The 20,148-nt window shown below is 39.5% G+C and carries 20 protein-coding genes; 16 read left to right on the forward strand and 4 right to left on the reverse strand.

All coding sequences use genetic code 11. The features are described from left to right. Positions 1 to 35: 35 nt before the first annotated feature. Positions 36 to 1,697 (reverse strand): serine hydrolase domain-containing protein, encoded by a 1,662-nt coding sequence (locus ABE41_RS05410; RefSeq protein WP_066287273.1) that lies wholly within the window; start codon positions 1,695 to 1,697, stop codon positions 36 to 38. 214 nt (positions 1,698 to 1,911) lie between these two features. On the opposite strand from ABE41_RS05410, the gene mraY reads away from it, so the two are divergent. The 3 genes from mraY to ABE41_RS05425 all read left to right on the forward strand — a co-directional run bounded on the left by mraY (position 1,912) and on the right by ABE41_RS05425 (position 4,459). After that, on the forward strand, positions 1,912 to 2,862 hold the full coding sequence (mraY, locus tag ABE41_RS05415) for a phospho-N-acetylmuramoyl-pentapeptide-transferase (RefSeq protein WP_066287274.1): 951 nt from the start codon (positions 1,912 to 1,914) through the stop codon (positions 2,860 to 2,862). A gap of 89 nt (positions 2,863 to 2,951) precedes the next feature. Beyond that, complete coding sequence (locus tag ABE41_RS05420) at positions 2,952 to 3,854, forward strand: alpha/beta fold hydrolase (RefSeq protein ID WP_066287276.1); 903 nt, start codon at positions 2,952 to 2,954, stop codon at positions 3,852 to 3,854. Between the two features lie 32 nt (positions 3,855 to 3,886). Next, complete coding sequence (locus tag ABE41_RS05425) at positions 3,887 to 4,459, forward strand: DUF4256 domain-containing protein (RefSeq protein WP_066287278.1); 573 nt, start codon at positions 3,887 to 3,889, stop codon at positions 4,457 to 4,459. 59 nt (positions 4,460 to 4,518) lie between these two features. Here ABE41_RS05425 and ABE41_RS05430 read toward each other — a convergent pair whose 3' ends face one another. After that, positions 4,519 to 5,703: an endonuclease gene (locus tag ABE41_RS05430; RefSeq protein ID WP_066287280.1), complete on the reverse strand. Its 1,185-nt coding sequence runs from the start codon at positions 5,701 to 5,703 to the stop codon at positions 4,519 to 4,521. A 235-nt stretch (positions 5,704 to 5,938) separates the two neighbouring features. Between ABE41_RS05430 and ABE41_RS21505 the strand changes: the two genes are divergently transcribed. Next, positions 5,939 to 6,154, forward strand: coding sequence for a cysteine-rich CWC family protein (locus tag ABE41_RS21505; protein WP_083207673.1), 216 nt, complete (start codon positions 5,939 to 5,941; stop codon positions 6,152 to 6,154). A 239-nt stretch (positions 6,155 to 6,393) separates the two neighbouring features. On the opposite strand, the gene ABE41_RS05435 is transcribed toward ABE41_RS21505, so the two are convergent. After that, positions 6,394 to 7,455, reverse strand: coding sequence for a DctP family TRAP transporter solute-binding subunit (locus ABE41_RS05435; protein WP_066287281.1), 1,062 nt, complete (start codon positions 7,453 to 7,455; stop codon positions 6,394 to 6,396). Positions 7,456 to 7,549: 94 nt separating this feature from the next. Between ABE41_RS05435 and ABE41_RS05440 the strand changes: the two genes are divergently transcribed. From ABE41_RS05440 to ABE41_RS05490, 11 genes are all read left to right on the forward strand, one after another. Next, positions 7,550 to 9,145 carry an ATP-binding protein gene (locus ABE41_RS05440; RefSeq protein WP_066287283.1) on the forward strand — a complete coding sequence of 532 codons (1,596 nt, stop codon included), beginning with the start codon at positions 7,550 to 7,552 and terminating at the stop codon, positions 9,143 to 9,145. After that, positions 9,142 to 9,825, forward strand: a complete 684-nt coding sequence (locus ABE41_RS05445) for a response regulator (protein WP_066287284.1) — start codon at positions 9,142 to 9,144, stop codon at positions 9,823 to 9,825. The genes ABE41_RS05440 and ABE41_RS05445 overlap by 4 nt, the downstream gene beginning before the upstream one ends. Before the next feature lie 79 nt (positions 9,826 to 9,904). Continuing rightward, positions 9,905 to 10,429 (forward strand): GNAT family N-acetyltransferase, encoded by a 525-nt coding sequence (locus tag ABE41_RS05450; RefSeq protein ID WP_066287286.1) that lies wholly within the window; start codon positions 9,905 to 9,907, stop codon positions 10,427 to 10,429. Between the two features lie 190 nt (positions 10,430 to 10,619). Beyond that, positions 10,620 to 11,891, forward strand: a complete 1,272-nt coding sequence (gene dctP, locus ABE41_RS05455) for a C4-dicarboxylate transporter DctP (RefSeq protein ID WP_066287288.1) — start codon at positions 10,620 to 10,622, stop codon at positions 11,889 to 11,891. Between the two features lie 84 nt (positions 11,892 to 11,975). After that, positions 11,976 to 13,040, forward strand: coding sequence for an NAD(P)H-dependent flavin oxidoreductase (locus ABE41_RS05460; protein WP_066287292.1), 1,065 nt, complete (start codon positions 11,976 to 11,978; stop codon positions 13,038 to 13,040). 113 nt (positions 13,041 to 13,153) lie between these two features. Beyond that, the gene (locus tag ABE41_RS05465) at positions 13,154 to 13,411 is read left to right on the forward strand and encodes a phage holin family protein (protein WP_066287294.1); all 258 of its coding nucleotides are present in this window, start codon (positions 13,154 to 13,156) and stop codon (positions 13,409 to 13,411) included. 457 nt (positions 13,412 to 13,868) lie between these two features. Further along, the gene (locus ABE41_RS05470) at positions 13,869 to 14,540 is read left to right on the forward strand and encodes a 5'-methylthioadenosine/S-adenosylhomocysteine nucleosidase family protein (protein ID WP_066287296.1); all 672 of its coding nucleotides are present in this window, start codon (positions 13,869 to 13,871) and stop codon (positions 14,538 to 14,540) included. Positions 14,541 to 15,127: 587 nt separating this feature from the next. Next, a complete protein-coding gene (locus ABE41_RS05475) occupies positions 15,128 to 15,466 on the forward strand; it encodes an RNA polymerase sigma factor (protein ID WP_066287299.1) in 339 nt (112 codons plus the stop codon). 245 nt (positions 15,467 to 15,711) lie between these two features. Next, positions 15,712 to 16,965: an L-lactate MFS transporter gene (locus ABE41_RS05480; RefSeq protein ID WP_066287300.1), complete on the forward strand. Its 1,254-nt coding sequence runs from the start codon at positions 15,712 to 15,714 to the stop codon at positions 16,963 to 16,965. A gap of 129 nt (positions 16,966 to 17,094) precedes the next feature. Next, positions 17,095 to 17,547: a GNAT family N-acetyltransferase gene (locus ABE41_RS05485; protein ID WP_066287302.1), complete on the forward strand. Its 453-nt coding sequence runs from the start codon at positions 17,095 to 17,097 to the stop codon at positions 17,545 to 17,547. Between the two features lie 266 nt (positions 17,548 to 17,813). Next, positions 17,814 to 18,473, forward strand: a complete 660-nt coding sequence (locus ABE41_RS05490; RefSeq protein ID WP_066287305.1) for a YrrS family protein — start codon at positions 17,814 to 17,816, stop codon at positions 18,471 to 18,473. Between the two features lie 92 nt (positions 18,474 to 18,565). Here ABE41_RS05490 and ABE41_RS05495 read toward each other — a convergent pair whose 3' ends face one another. After that, on the reverse strand, positions 18,566 to 19,327 hold the full coding sequence (locus tag ABE41_RS05495; protein WP_066287306.1) for a class I SAM-dependent methyltransferase: 762 nt from the start codon (positions 19,325 to 19,327) through the stop codon (positions 18,566 to 18,568). A gap of 245 nt (positions 19,328 to 19,572) precedes the next feature. Here ABE41_RS05495 and ABE41_RS05500 point away from each other — a divergent pair, with 245 nt between their 5' ends. After that, entirely contained in the window at positions 19,573 to 20,145 is a 573-nt protein-coding gene (locus ABE41_RS05500) for a SurA N-terminal domain-containing protein (protein ID WP_066287308.1), read from the forward strand. Positions 20,146 to 20,148 lie beyond the last annotated feature (3 nt).

Consider the following 20,148-nt stretch of genomic DNA (forward strand, 5'->3'; position numbering starts at 1 on the left):
AGTTCTGCTACAAAAAGCAGAGCTGCTTCATGCTTTTACCAGCTGCGCTGTTCCCACTGGCTCTCGGTTACTTCTAATCTCTCTTTATTTCCTTCAGAATCCGTAGCGTACACATCATCTACATACCAGCCTCTGCCGTTTACAGAACCGTCTGTTTGATAGAGGAAGCGAACGAATTGTGTTCCATCAGGAAGCTCTACTTTTTCGCGCGACCATTTTTCATCCTTACCTGTGTAAACGTCAGGCAAGTTCGTCCACGTTTCACCGTCTTCAGAAACCTGAACCAGCCCTTTGTCACTGCCAGTTTCGATGCTGAACCAGTTTTGGAAGTGAAGTGTATTCTGATCCTCTTCAAGTTTAAAAGTTAAATTTTTTGCAAGTTTGTCGCCATACCCCGCAAACCATGCTTTATCTTTTTGTCCCATAGCGACTGATATCGAATCTCCAGCTAGACGAGCCACTTCACGTCTGATTGGATTCATCGAAACGGTAGCACGAGATGGATGGACACGATTTGTTAACGTTAAAACGATCATTTGATTTTTCGGCGATACGACCATTGACGTTCCTGTATATCCCGTATGACCAAGAGTCTCTTCGTTTGCTAACGAGTCCATGTACCAGCCTTGATTTAATTCCCAGCCGAGTCCGTGTGAGTTGCTAGGGAATTGAGGAAGCTGGTTTTCAGTTAATAAGCGAACAGTTTCTGGCTCAAGAATTTGAGTCGAACCATACTTTCCTTTTTGTAAAATCATGTGGCCAAAAACTGCGAGGTCTTTCGCAGTTGAGAAAACTCCGGCATGACCTGCTACACCGTCAAGGCTCCATGCGTTTTCGTCATGAACACTGCCCCAAACCATGCCTCGTCCGATGTTCGGCTGATATTCGGTAGCTGCCACCCGGTCACGAAGTTCAGCAGGAGGGTTGTACATCGTATCTTTCATTCCGAGCGGCTCAGTGATGTTTTCTTTTACAAACTCATCAAGTCTTTGACCAGACAATCTTTCAACTAAAACGCCAAGTGTGATTAAATTCAGGTCACTGTATGTATAAGTAGTGCCAGGCTGATTTTTTAACTGGTATTTTAACGCAATCTGCAACCTGTCTTCACGTTTCGTTCCCATGTTGTAAAGAGGTATCCACGCTGTGAAACCAGAGGTATGCGTCATGATCTGCCTGATCGTAACCGATTCTTTTCCGTTCTCGTTAAACTCTGGAATATATTTTCCTACAGGATCATCCAGCTCGAATTTTCCTTGTTCATACAGCTGCATCGCTGCAGTTGTAGTAAAAAGCTTTGAGATGGAGGCGATGTCGAAAATAGTATCCTTTTTCATCTCTACAGGGTTGTCCATCTCAGTAAACTGATCATCGGTATACAGAGCAGAGTACCCATAAACATCATGCTTTGCGATGCTTCCGCTGCGTGCAACAAGAACAACCGCACCTGGCATCGTCCGTTTCTCCATTTCACTCTCGATAAAAGAATCGATCTTCTGAAGCGGCTCTCTTTTGAGTGAAGCGCTTTCAGGTGTTCCCGGGTGAAGGACAGCAGACGGCTGAACAGGACGGTTCCAGTCTCCTGGTTTTATTTGATTGTTGATTGAAGAATCTTCGGCAAAAATTGCAGGGGTTACACTGGATAAAAGCATGGCTGTACTTAGCATGGTACAAACTAAAACACGTTTTCCTCTCATATGCACATCTCCTTATTCTGAAAATTCTTACACTTTATTACAGTATCAATCCAGAATAGGACTGTCCATCACTCAGAAGACCCACAGCACAAGGACCTATAGAATTGTCAGAATTGTTTGGGGACTGTCCCGGGACAGACCCCTTTTTATTTTGAAGGAACATTTTGCCTTTTATCGAATTCTATATAAATGGCAAACTTGAAAGGAGATTATCGTGCTTCTACAGCTAACCCCTGCACTTATAACGTTTTTATTAACGGTTCTTATAGCACCTATGTTGATCTTCACTTTAAAGAAATTAAAATTAACACAGCCAATTAGAGTGGAACTCCCAGCAGATCATCAAGAAAAGAAGGGAACACCCCTCATGGCGGGGAGTGTGTTCTTCGTTGGAATCATAGTCGCTTTGTTTTATTACACAAGTCCCAGCATGCTCTTTTTGGTAGGTACATTTATATTATTTAGTTTCATCGGTTTTCTTGATGACTTTTGGAAAGCGTCAAAACAAGATCCTGGCGGGGTGTCAGGAAGAACAAAACTTATCTTTCAATTTGGATTTACGATTTTGCTTTTATATATTGGAATCGATCTGTTCAACATTGATACAAGCATCAGGGTGACGGAATCCTTCCACATTGTCTTGCCATACATTCCTTACCTTGTGATTATCACACTATTTATTGTAGGTACCGCCAACGCGATCAATTTTACTGACGGGATGGACGGGCTTCTGGGCATGGTAGCAATCCCTACATACTTCTTTTTCTTCGTGATCACGGAGAATATGGAAGTGAAAGCTTTTTGTCTAATGATGATCGCGACCATTCTTGGTTTTTTGATCTATAACTTATATCCGGCAAAAGCGTTTATGGGGGATACAGGTTCTTTAGCGATAGGAGGGACGTTATCATTTCTCGCAATCATTGAAAACGTAGAAATCTTGATTCCAATCCTATTTATCATCTATCTTGCCGAACAGCTATCAGTTATCATCCAAGTAGCTTATTTTAAACGGACGAAAAAGAAATTGTTCCGCTTTACTCCAATACATTACCATTACGGAATAAAATATGGCTGGTCCGAAAATATGATCGTCACCGTATTTGCTATGGTCTCATGGGCTGCGTGCGGAATATGCCTGTTCTATTTTGAAGTGTTTATGTAGTTTGATAGATTTTAAGATTCATACCCCTTCTTTTTCCATACAGGAGGGGTTTTCTGTATAATTGGAAATGGTTAGAAAAGGGGGATAACATGAGTGGAGAACTAATTGAGATCAGAGGAAAAAAACTTTATGTAGAATGCATTGGCTCGTTGGATAAACCACCTGTTCTATATCTTCACGGTGGTCCAGGAGAAAGCTGTCACGATTTTTCATATCATCAATCTAAGAGATTGGGAGAACATTTCAGATTGATAGCTATTGATCAAAGAGGCGTTTGCCGGTCAGAGATTATCCATGAGAACGAAGAATTTGGATTAAATGATCTTGTAGAAGATTGCGAAGCGCTGAGAGAGCACCTCAATATTGAAAAATGGTCAGTGATTGGACATTCTTTTGGCGGATTCCTTTCACTTTTGTACGTTTCAAAATATCCTGAATCTATAGACAAGGTGATTTTTGAAGGTCCTACCTTTGATTTTGAACTAACTTCGAGAAGTTTGATTAGAAAAACAGCCAGGTTATTAAAAGAACACGGGAAACCTGAATTGCATGATAAAGGGTTAATTCTTGCAGAAAGTGATTTGTCCATTCGTGAACTAACAGAAAAATATATGGAACTAAGTGATGAACTGGGAGAAAACAGAATGGAGATATATAGACATAATCATAACAATCCCACGGATTATTACTCGTTCTACTCGGAAAAAGAGTGGGATGAATTCTATGATCGGTCAGAAATACACTATAACTTATTAAGAGAAGAAGGGGAGATTTTCAAGTCTCTGCTTCCTAAAATTAAAGAGATAACGAACCCTATGCTGCTGGCTGTTGGAAAATACGATGCGGCTACTTGTGAAAAACACTTCGAAATCTTTAGGAAAGATGCCATAGATGGGGAAGTTTATATCTTCGAAAATAGCGGTCATACTCCACACTACGAAGAAGCAGATCTTTTTAAGGACATCGCAGTTGGATTCTTATCTCGCAATTAAAAATATGAGCTAAACAATAAGGAGGAACAAATATGACAACCACTACCGGTAAAAAGGAATTGTCACTCGAACAGCGTGAAGAATTACTACAAACATTGAAAACCCGTTTTGAGAAAAACATGGACCGTCATAAAGATCTTGAGTGGGAAAAAGTCCAAGCAAAGCTGGAAGCTAATTCTGAAAAGCTGTGGTCACTCAATGAAATGGAAAGAACTGAAGGGGAACCAGATGTTGTTGATTACGATAAAAAGAATGATGAATACGTTTTTTATGACTGTTCGGCAGAGAGTCCTAAAGGCCGCAGAAGTCTTTGTTACGACCGTGAAGCACTGGAAGCGAGAAAAAAACATAAACCAGAAAACAGCGCTATTGATATGGCAGCTGAAATGGGCATTGAACTTTTAACGGAAGACCAATATCGAGCATTGCAGAAACTTGGAAACTTTGATAAGAAAACGTCCAGTTGGGTAGAAACCCCTTCAGATATAAGAAAACTAGGCGGAGCTCTTTTTTGCGATTATCGTTTCGGACATGTCTTCGTATACCACAATGGAGCTGATTCCTACTATGCTGCAAGGGGTTTCCGCGGATTGCTAACAGTTTAAACCAAAAATAAAGTAAAAAAACGCTTGGATTTTTTAGTCCAAGCGTTTTTGCTATTTGTTTACCAGATCTCCTCAACCCACTCCGGATGGTCGATGAACGGATTTCGGTTGTGCTGATAATCGTTATAGATGATGTTATTGCGATTGCGCTCCCAGTTATCAACAGGATCTTCTAAATGCCACTGAAGCAGTACAGACATTTTACCGTGATATGGAGCCGTTCCGTTGTTTACGTTGTTGTTTAATTCTAGCTGCGGCTCGCCGCTGTCGCCTTCATAACGTACTGCCATGTAGAACAGCATTCGTGCAACATCACCTTTTACTGCATCTCTCGGTTCCCACGAATCACTGTCATAATAGTTTCCTAATGCTTCAGAATGCTGTGTGCCTCCATTGTCAAAATCAAGGTTGCTTCTTGAACTGTTTACCGTTACATCAGTCGGACGAAGGTGGTGGATGTCTGTTCCTGGTCCCATGGTCGTTCCGAAATCGCCATGAGATTTTGCCCAAACGTGTTCACGGTTCCAGTCGTTCACGTTGCCTCCGTTCGTTGTTTTGCTTTGAGAACGGCCAGTGTATAACAAAATTACGTTGCTGCTGTTGTTTGGATCTTCATCAGTCTCTTTTAATGCTTCCCAAACTTCAGAATAGGAAAGTTCAGTGTGATCGTCGATGATGTTGTGAAGAGCTGTTTTTAAAGCTGCACCTGTTTTTCCTCTGGCTGAATCATAATAAGAATCGTCATAAGGTGGCGGATCACCAGGATCTTCTGGGTCACCGGGATCTCCAGGGTCAGTACCTGATGCTTTTTCCATAGCAGTTGCGTTCTTTACCCCGGCGTGTGAAAAATAAGCGGTTAAGTTCCCGGTAACTTTAATCGATTGTCCTTTTAAATTTGGATTCGATTGTAAGCCGAATTCTGAACGGAACGATGAAGGAATTTGAACATACACCATGTTGGCCGTGTTTGTTTCCGATGCACTGTCCGCTAGTGCGAGCGCATAGTCGTTCGGATAGTTGCTTGTTACGACGGTATTGGTAGCAGTAGGCTGCCCGACCACATAGCCTTGAACCGTTTTTACACTGTTGTTCTGATTGGAATTGGCTTGCGATACTGAGTACGGGCTTGACCAGGAACCATCACCGGCAGCCAGAAGAGGGGGAATGAATGCCAAGGTACTGATCACTAAAGCAATGACTACTGAAAAAAGAGAAAGAAACTTCTTGTTTCCATGTCTTTTCATCATCAACGCCTCCATTATTTTATTTTTCTATCGATGAACTTAAAACTGCTTTTATTTTACAATCATTCTATTAACTTCATTTTACAGACTTGTAAAAAATGAACCTAGCTACGAAGGTACGAACTATTTAGTTGGAAAAAACAGTTAGAAATGCCTATCTGTATACAAGATGCAGTAAGAAAGTTTGCAAATCTGATAGTATAGAGATAAAAAGGAATAAAAAATGGAGGGTTAAATGGAAAGCCGAGGATATTTCAAAGAGAGTAAAGTATGTCCGATCTGTACCGGGGTAAATAACTGTGCGATCTCAAACGGTGAACAACCGGAATCATGCTGGTGCATGACGATAACCATTCCCTCCGAGCTTTTGGAAAAATCGCCGGATAATAGCCGTTGTATATGCGAAAAATGTGTAAATGAGTACATAAGAGTAATTAATGATGAAAGCTGACCGAAACATCATGCTTGTTTGTGAGCTTTTTTAGTGGAAATAAGGTCTTTGGGCGAAACTAAAGCTTCATCGGGTGAAACCAAAGAATGACAGGGCGAAACATCAGGTACTCGGGGTGCAACTCAAGGTAGTTGGGGCGAAAACCGAAACAATTGGGGCGAACGTGTAATAGATATAAGAACACGTACCGTAAAAATAGAAAAAGCCGGCTTAGCAGCCAGCTCTTAATCTATTCAAATTTAAAAATCGCCATGTTTTGCTCGTAACTGCTTCATCTTCTTCATTAATTCGGTACCGATCTCCTCTTCAAACTCCTTCCAAACCGGCTCCCACTGATCTGACCATATCTTCCTCTCTTGATCTGTCAGGGTATTTATTTCAATGCCTGACTGTTTTTCAATCAAGCGCAGCTGCTCTTTGTTCATCTCAAACGAATGGGTCTGGTTCCACTCTGTCGTTTCTTTCATAGATTCAGAGAGGATTTCTCGTTCATCCTTAGAAAGTTTCTTCCAAAAATCCTCGTTCATGATAACGGCGTAGCCTAGGAAACCATGGTTGCTGAATGTAAGATGACTTTGAACATCAAAGAACTTTTTCGAGTAGATATTAGAAATCGTATTCTCTTCACCATTCAGCTCACCGGATTCTAGCAATTTGTAAGTTTCGTTAAAATCTAGGCCGACCGCTTTTGCGCCAGCCAGCTGAAACTGCTTTTCCAAGACAGGACTTGGCATGATACGGAGAGTCTGCCCTTTTAAATCAGAGGGTTTTTTAATTGGTCCATCGTTCGTTGTTATCTGCTTAAAGCCATTCGTCCAAAAGGTGAGTCCTCTCATATTGTCTTTTTCAATAGACCGAAGAAGCGTTTTGCCGATGTCACCGTTTAATGCTTCAATAATGCTTTCATGGTTCGGCATTGCATAAGGGAGATCCAGCACCTGAAACTTAGGAGAGACTGTGCGTAGTTTCGTAGTGGCAGGTGCTATCATTTGAACATCTCCGCGCTTTAGGGCTTCAAGTTCTTCTTGATCCGAATACAGTCCGCCGTTTGGAATCACTTCAACTTTTATCCGGCCATTGGATTTCTCATCAACAAGCTTTGCAAATCGCTGAGCGGCAAGCCCTTTAGGTGTATTCTCTGCAACAACATGGCTGAACTTGATCACTACTTGATCATTAATTCCATTTTGATCATCGTCAAAAGGCAGTGTAACTTCTGAAAGCTTCGTATGAAAACCAATCCATATGGATACAGCCAAGCCGGCGATTAATAATAACGCAATACTTAAGAACGATTTCATCTTTTAAACCCCGAATCCGTCATTTTTTAAATAGTCTAACATATGCGGACCGTAATGATACAATAGGGACAAGATCAAGGGAGGAAGCTTAGCCATGAAGATGAAACGACTGCCTATTCGGACTAAAATCATGATACTAACATTTGGCATCATACTTTATGCCATCCTCATCGGCGGAGTCGTTATTATCGGCAAGATCCTTGACATTCAGGAAGAGGAGCTTGGCAAACGTGCCATGATTACCTCACGGACCGTTGCACAGCTTCCTGAGGTAAAGACAAATATCCAAGAAAATGATGGCTGGGAGACAATAGAACCAGTCGTTGAAAAAATTCGAGTGATAAATGAGGCAGATTACGTTGTTGTCATGAATATGGAGGGTGTGCGATATTCTCATCCCGTAAGAGGTATGCTCGGCACTAAGTCGGAAGGCAAAGACGAGAGTGCCGCTTTTGCAGATCATACATTTATCTCTAAGGCAAAAGGGGAAATGGGAACAGCCGTAAGAGCTTTCGTTCCGATCAAAAATGAAAACCTTGAGCAGATCGGAGTTGTGGTGGTTGGTCATGTTATACCTGGTTTTAATGAAGTATTTCATGATCTAAAAGATGAAATGACCCTAATTCTTTTACTTGTGCTATCTTTTGGAATCATTGGTTCTTGGCTACTTGCACGGCACCTTAAGCAGCAAATGTTTTATCTGGAACCGCATGAAATCGTCCGCATGCTCCAAGAACGGACGGCAACCTTCCATTCGATGCATGAAGGGGTTATTGCGATCGATAACAAGGAGCATATTTCTATCTTTAACGAAAAAGCAAAACGTATTTTTAATGTTTCTGGGGATGTAATCGGTAAACCGATCCGAGAAGTCATTCCGGATACACGGTTGCCGGAGATCATTGAGCTGAGCAGACCTGTCTATAACCAGGAGATTCGCGTAAGCGGGAAAGTTATCATGAGTAACCGCGTTCCGATCAAAGTCAACGACCAGATAGTCGGTGCCGTAGCCATTTTCCAAGATCGTACGGAAGTTGCCAAAATGGCAGAAGAACTAACAGGGGTAAAAGCTTTTGTTGAAGCACTAAGGGTTCAGAATCATGAACATATGAACAAGCTGCACACCATTGCAGGACTTCTTCAATTAGGAAAAATAAAAAAGGCGATGGAGTATGTTTTTCAAGTATCTGAAGAAAAAGGAACACTTACTAGATTTTTAAATCAGCGTATAAAAAATGAGAGTTTAGCAGGACTTTTGTTGAGCAAAGTCGGTCGTGGAAAAGAACTGGGGATAAAGGTTGCCATCGACAAGGAGAGCCGTCTTGAAGTGTTTCCGGAACATCTCGATCAACACGATCTCGTGATGATACTTGGTAATTTAATCGAGAATGCTTTCGATTCTTTATCAGGAATCTCAAATGGACGAATTGATGTAAGTATTGCGCAAGATTCTGAGGTCTGTGCCATTTTAGTAGAAGATAATGGCTCTGGGATGACAGAGGACATTCAAGAGCACATATTCGAAAGAGGATACACGACAAAAGGAGACAACGGTTCTGGAATCGGACTTTTTCTTATTAAGCAGATCGTGGAAAAAGGAAAGGGTGAAATCGAGGTGACTTCCAAAGTGAATCAAGGAACCAGCTTCGTTATTGCGTTTCCGATGGGAGACAGGGGTGAAGATGTATGAGTGAATTAAAAGTCTTATTAATAGAAGACGATCCTATGGTCCAGGAGATCAACAAGGCATTTATCGAAAAAGTAAAAGGATTTAAAGTAATTTCGTGTGCTTCCAACGGGACGGAAGGCATGGAACAAGTAAGAAAATTAAAGCCTGATCTTGTTGTCCTTGATATTTACATGCCTGGCCTGGATGGTGTAAAAACCCTCCAGCAGATTAGAAATGAAAAGATTCAAGTTGATGTCATCATTATTACAGCGGCAAACGATCTGGACACAATACGGTCTATGCTGCAAAACGGTGCGTTTGATTATATCATTAAACCGTTTAATTTTGAGCGGATAAAAAAAGCGCTTGATAAATACAAAGACTTTCACGCTACTATTTCTCCTTCAGGATCGGTTACCCAAAAAGATCTTGATAATCTTTTCTTTTCGGAAAAGAGGGACGCTCTAAATACGGCTGATCTTCCAAAGGGACTAAATGAGCTTACATTAAAACAGATTGAAGGTTTTCTAAATACACAAACAGAATCCAAATCCGCTGAGGAAGTGGCAGAAGGAGTGGGAATCGCGCGTGTTACAGCCCGGAGATACCTCGACTATCTCGTGAAAAACGGCAGCATTCAGATGGACATTCAATATGGCACAATAGGCCGCCCGGTTAATCGTTATTTATTAAAAAAATAGGATTCATTTTACTAGTTAATTGGATGGAAAAAGGATATTATTTACTATTGTGTGGGAAATCACGATAGGAGGATTATTGATGTCAAAACACAAAGCGGTAGTTCGTCTTGTACGAGTAGAAGATGCTGAAGCTGTCTTATCCATTCAGCGTGAAGTCGTTGGAGAAAGAGATTATTTTATTGCTGTTTCAGAAGAGTTTAATAAAACAACTGAAGAGCATCAAGAATGGATTCAAAAGATTATTGAGCACGAAAGAGAGACCATGTTTTTAGCAGAAGTTGAAGGTGAAGCAGCAGGTTGGATCGTCTTCAAATCACAAGAGCGTAAGAGAATGCATCACACAGGTTCTTTTGCGATCATTATTAAAAAAGATTACCGAAATAAAGGAATTGGTAAACTCCTAATCAACGAATTACTCCAATGGGCAGAAAAGCATCCCATCATTGAAAAAGTTTCATTAGGTACATTCTCGACGAATACAAGAGCAATTGAACTATATAAGAAGCTAGGTTTTGTTGAAGAAGGACGTAAAATCAATGAGTTAAAGTTCAGTGAAAAGGAATACGTCGATGATGTTTTGATGTACAAGATGGTTAAGGGTTAATCTGAGACCAAAAAGACCAAAACGTCCAATAAGTTCATAATATTCTAACAAAATATTGAAAGCGTTATCATTACATTACAAATGTTGATAGCGCTTTTTTATTTTGAATTGTGTCTGAATTGACTGGGGTCTGTCCCGGGACAGACCCCAGTCAATTTCAGGCACTTATCACGAAAGGAGAAGAACAAACATGAAGAAGTTATTTAAGAACTTAACGTTTCAAGTATTAACTGCCATTGCAGTTGGTGTGCTTGTTGGATTGATATGGCCAGAAGTAGGAAAGCAGATGAAGCCTGTTGGCGATACATTCATCAACGCCGTAAAAATGGTCATCGCCCCAATTATTTTCTTAACGATCGTACTTGGGATCGCAAAAATGGGAGACATGAAGAAAGTAGGAAAGGTTGGAGGAAAGGCTTTTATCTATTTTGAAGTCGTTACAACTTTGGCACTTGTTATCGGTCTAATCGTTGTTAATGTGCTTAAACCGGGTGCAGGACTTGATTTTGATAAACTTGAAAAAGGTGATGTTTCCGAGTATACGTCCGAAGGCGGCGGAAAGATCGACTGGATTGAGTTTGTCACACACATCGTTCCTAGCAACATGGTTGACGCTTTTGCAAAAGGTGATATCCTTCAAGTGCTGTTCTTTTCCATCCTTTTTGGTGTAGGACTTACAGCACTCGGAAACAGCGGGAAAATTATTATTGAGTTCTTTGAAAAACTACTCAACGTCTTTTTCAAAATCGTCGGCTATATCATGAAGGCTGCGCCTCTAGGTGCATTTGGTGCGATGGCTTTTACAATTGGGAACTACGGGCTAGAGTCACTCGTTCCACTTGGAAAACTTATGATAGCCGTTTATACGACGATGTTCTGTTTTGTCTTTATCGTGTTGAATCTAATCTGTAAAATGTATGGCTTCAGTCTGTGGAAGTATTTAAAGTTTATTAAAGACGAACTTCTGATTGTTCTCGGGACAAGCTCTTCAGAATCCGTACTTCCTCGGATGATGAACAAGATGGAAAAGTTCGGATGCTCGAAGTCAGTAGTTGGTCTTGTTATTCCTACTGGTTATTCGTTCAACCTGGATGGTACATCCATCTATCTGTCGATGGCTGTTGTATTCCTTGCTCAAGTGTTTGGCATAGACCTTAGTTTGACTCAGCAGCTTACGATCATTGCGGTATTGATGCTCACGTCAAAAGGTGCGGCAGCTGTTACAGGCGGGGGCTTTATCGTACTTGCTTCAACTTTGACTGCAATGCAGGTTATTCCTGTAGAAGGTCTTGCCCTATTGCTCGGGGTTGACCGTTTCATGAGTGAAGCTCGTGCAATTGTTAACTTGATCGGAAACGGAATCGCAACAATCGTAGTTTCAAAGAGTGAGAATGAATTTGATGAAGGTAAGAGCGAGGAAGCGATCCAGGAAATGTATGAAAACAGAAAAATTGCCGTGTAATACAAATAGAGCTTTGGTCAAAACAGACTAAAGCTCTTTCTTTTTGATATGATTTAGAAAAAGCATGTGGAGGGAGAGCAAGATATGATCTGTAAAAGACTCAACATCAAATACCCCATTATCCAGGCAGGAATGGCAGGCGGTCCGACAACTTCGGAGCTTGTAGCCGCGGTCAGCAATGCAGGTGCTCTTGGAACATTAGGAGCGGGGTATATGACACCAGAAGATATACGAAATGTACTCTCACAAATTATGAAACTAACGAAAAAACCTTTTGCCGTGAATCTCTTTCTTCCACAAGTCTATGAAAAAAATGAACAGCAGATCTTGAGTATGCAGAAATACTTGAATAAGTACCGGAAACAGCTCGGCATTCCGGAAGTCTATTCTGTTCCGGATATCCAGGATCTTTTTGAACAGCAGCTTAACGTGGTGATTGAAGCGGAAGTGAAAATTGTAAGCTTTACGTTCAACAAACCTTCTGCTGGTTTAATAGAAAAATTGCATAATAGCGGAATTACGGTGATCGCCACAGCAACAACTTTAAAAGAAGCGAAAGAACTAGAGTCACTCGGTGTTGATATGATCGTTGCACAGGGAAGTGAGGCGGGTGGTCATAGAGGAACGTTCTTGGATGTTGAAGACGAGGCGTTGATCGGCACGATGGCATTGGTTCCCCAAATTGTAGATGCTGTTCAATGCCCTGTAATCGCAGCTGGCGGCATAATGGACGGCAGAGGGATGGCGGCAGCCTTCTCGCTGGGAGCATCAGCTGTACAGCTAGGAACAGCATTTTTAACCGTTCAAGAAAGCGGGGCAAGCGAGATTCACAAGTCAGCCATCCTAACAAGCAAGGATACAGATACAAAAATAACCCAGGCGTTCTCAGGAAAAAGCGCAAGAGGATTTAAGAATGAAATGATGTTGAGTTTAGAGAGCGCCCCCAGCTTGCCACCTTATCCGATCCAACACGTGTTAACATCAGACATCAGAAAAGAAGCGGCAAAGCAGGGAAACAAAGAGTTGGTTTCTATGTGGGCAGGGCAGGCATCTGCATTAAGCAAGAAACAAACTGCTAAGGAATTAATTGAATGCCTTGTACATGAGTACAGAACAACGATTTCAAAGATTCTAACTGAATGGAACTAAGGCAGCATCACATATCGCGATGCTGTTTTTTATTTTTTGCTGCTGTTCTTTTATTTAATCCATAAAAATATATTGTGAATAAGCAGTACAATACAGTGAAAGGGGTGACAGTCATGGATTTTGCGAGTATGGCAGCAGATTTTTCACCGTATGTCGGTCTGGCTGTGATTTTATATGCGATTCGTCAAACAGAACGAGTGTCGAATAAATACATCCCCATTGTAGCTATCGTATTAGGAGTCCTTTATTCTTTTTGGGAATCTGGAGGAGCAAGTCCGGGTGCCACATTAGAAGGATTGAAATATGCACTGCTTGGAATCGGTACAGTTGCGGGTGTGAAGTATTCCATTGAAAACAAGTCAAAGAAATAATATTAGAGCAGTACTGTATATATGTAACGGGTTCTCTTTTGGAGTACAAAACAGAAAAAAGCAATACAAATAGCAAGCTAATTTGCATATGAATTAGCTTGCTTATTTTTGTTGCTATATCAATGTTTATTGGGTTTTTATGTTCGAATTAGCACCCTAATTCGCATAGCTTTTAGCAGGATGACAATAACTACGCTGCGATTTGGTATGCGAATTCACTTGTTAAAAGACTTACCAATTTTGGCGGAAAAGGATTAGACGACGGCTAAATCGAATATATAATTAGATTAAAAGTATGCTGTTCTTATTCAACGTAGCAGGTTAGTAAAAAAGGATACTTACATATTAATAACCAATTGTTGATGAACAGAGTAAAGAAGAATAGTGATAAAAATGAAATTCAGACCGTGTATAGACATTCAATAGTGACAAATTATATTTGTAGGATGATAAGTCGATGATAGGAATAAGCATAGCAACGAAGTGGGAATACGAAGCAACATTGGAATACTTTAGCATAAAAGATAACGAACGTTTTGGTTATCCATATGGCGAGTATTTCATAAGAACAATTAATGATACTGAACTTGTTTTTTATAGTACAGGTGTAAGAAAAGTAAATGGTGTTGGTGGTAATCAGTATATGATTTCTAAATTTAATTTAACTAAAGTAATCGTTGCTGGAACATGTGCAGGAATAGATGATAAGTTTAGTAATTTAGATATTTTTGTACCCGATAAAGCCGTTCAATATGATTGCACAGTAAAAGAAATCGAGCCTCTTATTAAACAATCCTTCATAGTTAATTTTGATCTATCAAAATATGGAAATGATTTTTGTAACGGAACAATTGGCACCGCTGATAAAGCAGTAGTTATGTGGAAGGACTATTTAGAACTTAAAAAAAACGAAATAACAATAGCCGATACAGAAGCGGGTGCAATTGCTTATATCTGTAAGAAGAATGATGTTGAATGCATTATTATTAAAGGGATATCTGATTTTCCAACAGATGAAAGAAACTCTGATAAATTCGAATCGAACATTGAACAAATTAATGTTTATTTAGAAAACACCCCCAAAGTTATGAACAAAATATTTGGCGAATATTTAAAAAGATTTATTTGAAAAAATGTTATGAAGTAAAAGGGTGCGATTACGGAATGAAGCTCTGTCCAATTGCAATCAATAAAAATGCTAAAAGCACTGCGATTTGAGTGCTTTTTCGTTTGCTAATTTATATGCGATTCTCTATGTTTTTTAACTTTTTGTACTCCAAAAGAGAACCCGTTAGTATATATGCAGTACTGTTTTTTTGTTGCAATAATTAGCGGCTCGACCTGCAGATCGTATTTAGTAAAACTCGCGGATATATAGTAAAAACTCGCGGAATTATTGCAATAATTCGCGGGATTATGAATTAAACTCGCGGGAATATCACAAAAATTTCAGGAATTATAGGTTTTGAAAGACAAAAACAAGCTTAGAGGACGTAAAACTGTCTACCTTTTATTAGATTTTGAAGCGAATCCACTCTGAATAGATATTTTTTATGATCATTTTCTTATGAATTGCATGTGTAGGTACAATGTTTGGCTTCGGTTTGTCATTCTTGCAAAAAACTAATCAACTAAGTTGCACAATAATTATACAAAGATTTAACAATGTGGTTATGGGGTAATGTAAAATAAATCTATGAAAAGGGTGATGCTGTTATGAAACTGAAAAAAGAGTTAGATACTGAGCTCCTTGAAAGATTATTGTTTAAAGATCCTGAAGCTCTTAAACAATTAGTGAGTTCATACAGCACACTTCTATTTCAAATTGCCTTTCGAATAACTGGTGATCAAAAAGCTTCTGAAAAAATACTAAGTGATATATTCCGGGAACTTTGGGACAAGCCAAATAAATTTACTCAAACTGAAGATACATTTCATTCAAGTTACTTGATCAAACGCTGCAAAATCAAATGCGTTCAATTTGAAGAAACACATATTAAATCCCTTTTGTCAAAAAAATCAAAAAATTATATTGCGGCTTGCCGTTCTATCTGATAACATTAAAAGCGCTTACAACTTTTGCAAACTTGAATGGAAAATTTGCATGATCTGCTTATTTTCTATTTATAAAATAATGATGAATGATTTCTCTGCACGAGTATGTAGAGATGTTAGGCAACATTCTTAAAAGACTTATCACTGTATAAGTTCTTTTGGATGTTGCCTTTTTATTTTGTTTGCTTTAGGTGTAACAAGAAACAATACTTAACAAAATTAACTTTTTAGGGGGGATTTTTGAGATGAAAAAGACAAAAAACCGTTGGCTTATTGCATTGTCGGCTGTTGGTATTCATATTTCAATCGGGTCTGTTTATGCGTGGAGCAACTTCACAAATCCATTAATTGATAAGTTTGGCTGGTCCGCGTCACAAGTACAGATGACGTTCAGTATCGCAATTCTTTTCTTAGGATTGTCAGCTGCATTTCTAGGGCATTTTGTTGAAAAGCATGGTCCGAAAAAAGCAGGTATGCTGGCTGCAATTTTCTTTGGGATTGGTATTGCCGGATCTGGGCTTGCCGTTAATATTGGCTCTTTGCCTCTTCTCTACATTTTTTATGGAGTGCTGGGCGGTATAGGACTAGGCGTAGGATACATCGCACCGGTTTCAACACTTATTAAGTGGTTCCCTGACCGCCGCGGGCTTGCGACTGGACTTGCAATCATGGGCTTTGGTTTTGCGGCCGCAATTAGCTCGCCGATCATGGACGCATTAATCAAGTCCGTTGGGGTAGCGAACACATTCTTTATTTTAGGAATCGCTTATTTTGCAATTATGACACTTTCTTCTCTTTATTTAGAAAAACCAGAAGAGGGCTGGCTGCCGGAAGGATTTAAAGAAAACGTTGAAAGCGGAAAGGTGAAGATCAAGAAGGATCTTTCACAGTTAACCGCTAATGAAGCTGTAAAAACACGCCGTTTCTATTATCTGTGGATCATGCTTTTTATTAACGTAACGTGCGGAATTGCCATTCTTTCCGCTGCAAAACCTCTTGCGCAAGAAAGTATCGGTCTTTCTACAGCAGAGGCTGCGGCACTTGTCGGGGTGCTTGGATTGTTCAATGGATTCGGGCGTATCGGCTGGGCTTCCATTTCGGATTACATCGGGCGTCCAAACACGTACACGACGTTCTTTGTTTTACAGATTGCACTCTTTTTCATGCTGCCGCAAACAACATCATCAATCCTTTTCCAAGTGATGCTTGCGGTCGTTTACACATGTTATGGTGGTGGATTCGCATCGATTCCAGCTTACATCGGCGACTTGTTTGGTACAAAGCAAGTAGGTGCGATTCATGGGTACATCTTAACAGCATGGGCAGCGGCAGGTCTTGCAGGGCCACTGTTCGCAGCATGGATCAAAGACACAACAGGGTCATACGCAAACAGTTTATCATTCTTCTCAGGACTGTTCGTTGTTGCACTCGTCGTTTCAATTTTAGTTCGTTTTGATATGAAACGATTAGCCGCGAAACAAGAGAAGTCAGTTGCATAATCAACTATTGTAAAAATGCAGTGCTTTCATTGGCGGGAAAGCACTGTTTTTCTTTGTGTGAAATGCCTTCTTTTTGAGAAAATATGGTATTGTTAAGACGATACATAATTACAGTCAAAAGGGGAATTTATGAATAACAAACTTGTAGAGATCGTGGAACTAAATGCAGAAAATTGGTATGAATGCTGCACGTTAGAAGTGTCTGAAGAGCAATTAGGTCACATTGAGCCTAATGCAGTTTCAATTGCTCAATCTAAATTTGAACCGACTTTAAAACCTTATGCAATTCATTTTGAAGGCAAAACAGTTGGCTTTCTCATGTTTAATACGATTGAAGAAGAGCTTGGCGGGTATTGGATTTATCGAATCATGATCGATAAGAACTACCAGCAAAAAGGGATAGGGAAAATCGCGACACAATTAATGATTGAAGAAATGAGTACGCTGCCTAATGTTAAAAGAATTGTAGTAGGTTATCATCCAGAGAATTTAGGAGCGCATCAGCTTTATAAAAGTATGGGATTTGTTGATAACGGCGATAGGTTCGGTAAAGAGATGGCCGTTGTCTTGGATATTAAATAAAGTTTTTCGACTGCCTAATTTGGGCAGTCTTTTTTATTGAACAAGGAAAATACAAATATAATTGAAGAAATTTTATTTAAAAGCAAAGAAGACTTTCTGTAGCAATTTCTTACAAAGCTTCTAATACCCTCATGTTTTTACTCCTTATTTACGAATATTTGTTGAGTGATTAAATGAGATTCATATTTGATAGAACTCCTCATGTTGGAGTTCTTTTGTTTTGTTTCAGTAATTGAGGGAACGGTATTTTAAGGAGTGATTTATAGATGGGAAGATATAATCAAAAAGAAAAAAGCACGAAGAAAAGAAATGTTGTCCTTTTCAGTGCATTAGGTGCAGTTTTACTAGCTCTTTTGTTTTTACCGAAAGACGCACTATTAATGGGCAATGAAGAAGAAGAACCGGTTAAAAAAGAAAGTAAGGAACCAAAACATAAAGTTGTAAAGCTTCAGCCAGATAATGAAAGTGCATATGAAGATGATGAGAAGAGCACTGATTCTTCTCAAGCAGCGGAAGAAGAACAAGAACCTTCAGAAGAGATCGGCATAGATCCTGAAAAAGAGGCTGACAAAAAAGAGAAAGCCAAAAAAGCTGAAGAAGAGAAAAAGAAAAAAGCTGCAGAAGCCAAAAAGAAAGAACAAGCAGCTAGTCAGCCTAAAATTAACGAGCCAATTGGAACATCCCAAACCGGAACGCATACATCAAGCTATGAGGAAGGCAGCGTAGACTGGAATGAGAAATTAAAAGCTATTCGTCTCGCTACAGGACTGGATGAAAACATGACCGTGTGGAAGATCGCAAATGGTGGTGGACCTCAAAAATCAGTTGCAGAAGTAAGTCCAGACGGAAAGCCCGGTGAAAGGTATACGGTAAACCTTGAATGGGTTGACCAAAAAGGATGGAAAGTAACGAGCGTGAAGAAATAAAAAACGTCGGATTTCGCATGTGAACAAATTAATATAATGAAGCTGACTCCAAATAGGGATGAACCTATAATGGAGTCAGCTTTTTTTAATGATTAATTTTTCTTAGCTTTTAAAATGAAACGATGTTGCTTTACATCAAAATAACCCTTCAATTGAATCATCTCATGAATTTTATAAAGCTGAGCTATATAGTTTTTACTTTTAAAGTCAGGAACCTGCCACGGTATTGCTTTTAAATAATAGAGGAGAGCTCCAATATCATAAAAGCGCTGAATCGGAAATTCTTCTTTCGCTTCTAGAACTTCGAATCCATTTTCACATAATTCTTTCTCTGCATAAGCAAGCTCCCAATGTGAAAACTCATCATTTACGGGGGCACAAAGAGCATTATTAATATCTACATAATCTGAACCGCCAACCTGCTGAGTCAAAAAAATTCCATCATCCGTCATAATTCTGAGCACTTCATTTGGAGAATACGATTCATGTTTATTAATAATCAAATCAAACTGATTATTATCAAAAGGAAGCACGTCGTCCTCACCGATCTGGTATACTTCCACACCTAAAGGTTCAAGTCTTTTTCTGGCTACTGGAACATTCGGCGGATATCCTTCAGTTGCACATATTTTTTCAGGAAAAGGCTGGAGCTTCGATAAGAGCTCGCCACCGCCTGTCCCCATATCAAGCATTGAAGTTGATTTCTGTATGAGAGGTAAAATCATACTGCCATACGACCAAGAGAGCAAACTACTGCTCATCCTGTCGGTTTCAGTAATATATGAAAAATCCCATCCTGAAAAAGGCTTTTCAATATCTCTTAAGTAATTTTCAAATGATTGATCTTTTAGCATTATTGCACCTCCGTGATTTTTTTATGGTTTATTAGAAGCATTCTTTCGGAGGCCCTCTGCAAAAATAGCGTTTTTATATGTCATGTTCAAATGAATTCATTATTTACCCCTTCCACACATGTTCTCATAGTTTAGTTATTCTCTTTAATAAGGCTTTTTCCTTTGATTAAGCAGGGTTTTGAATGTTTTTGTCGAAATATTGCAGACGCCTATTTATTGAGGAGCGAGTGGATGAAGGATGAAGGATGGTTCTATTTGGAGCAGCTGCACTTATTCTGTTCATTTTGGTTGCTAGTCGAGGTGATCAGAGTTTTGCTCAATACATACGATCATTTGCGGACACAAAAATCTCAAATAAAGAAGTTCTATCGGATAACGAAATTAAAGAGCTCGCTTTTTTTTATGAGCATGTGATGAAGAAATCAAAGAAAGAAGCAACACAAACTGCCATTGATACTCTATTGAATGATAAAGCGATTCAACACGAGGCAAAAAAACTGAAGCTGAGTGTTTTAGATGAAGAAGTTCAAAAGACCATCAACTTTCAAATTGAAAATGCAAAAAAGATAGATTCACCTGAACTTACATCGCTGCTTGAAGGTTTAGATTTAACGATTGAGGAGTATTACCAAGATTACGCATATGAAAAAATCCGTGGAAAGCTAATAGAGAATAAGTTATTTGATGAGGTTACAAAAGATATTCAAGATCCTGAAGAAAAAGGCAAGGTATGGAATAAGGAGAAACAAAAACTAATTAAAAAGTATATGGCCATGAATCATGTAGAAATCGAGCAGTTAAAAAAGAAGTATCTGTAACTG

This window comes from Fictibacillus arsenicus, assembly GCF_001642935.1.
GTDB classification, from domain to species: domain Bacteria; phylum Bacillota; class Bacilli; order Bacillales; family Fictibacillaceae; genus Fictibacillus; species Fictibacillus arsenicus_B.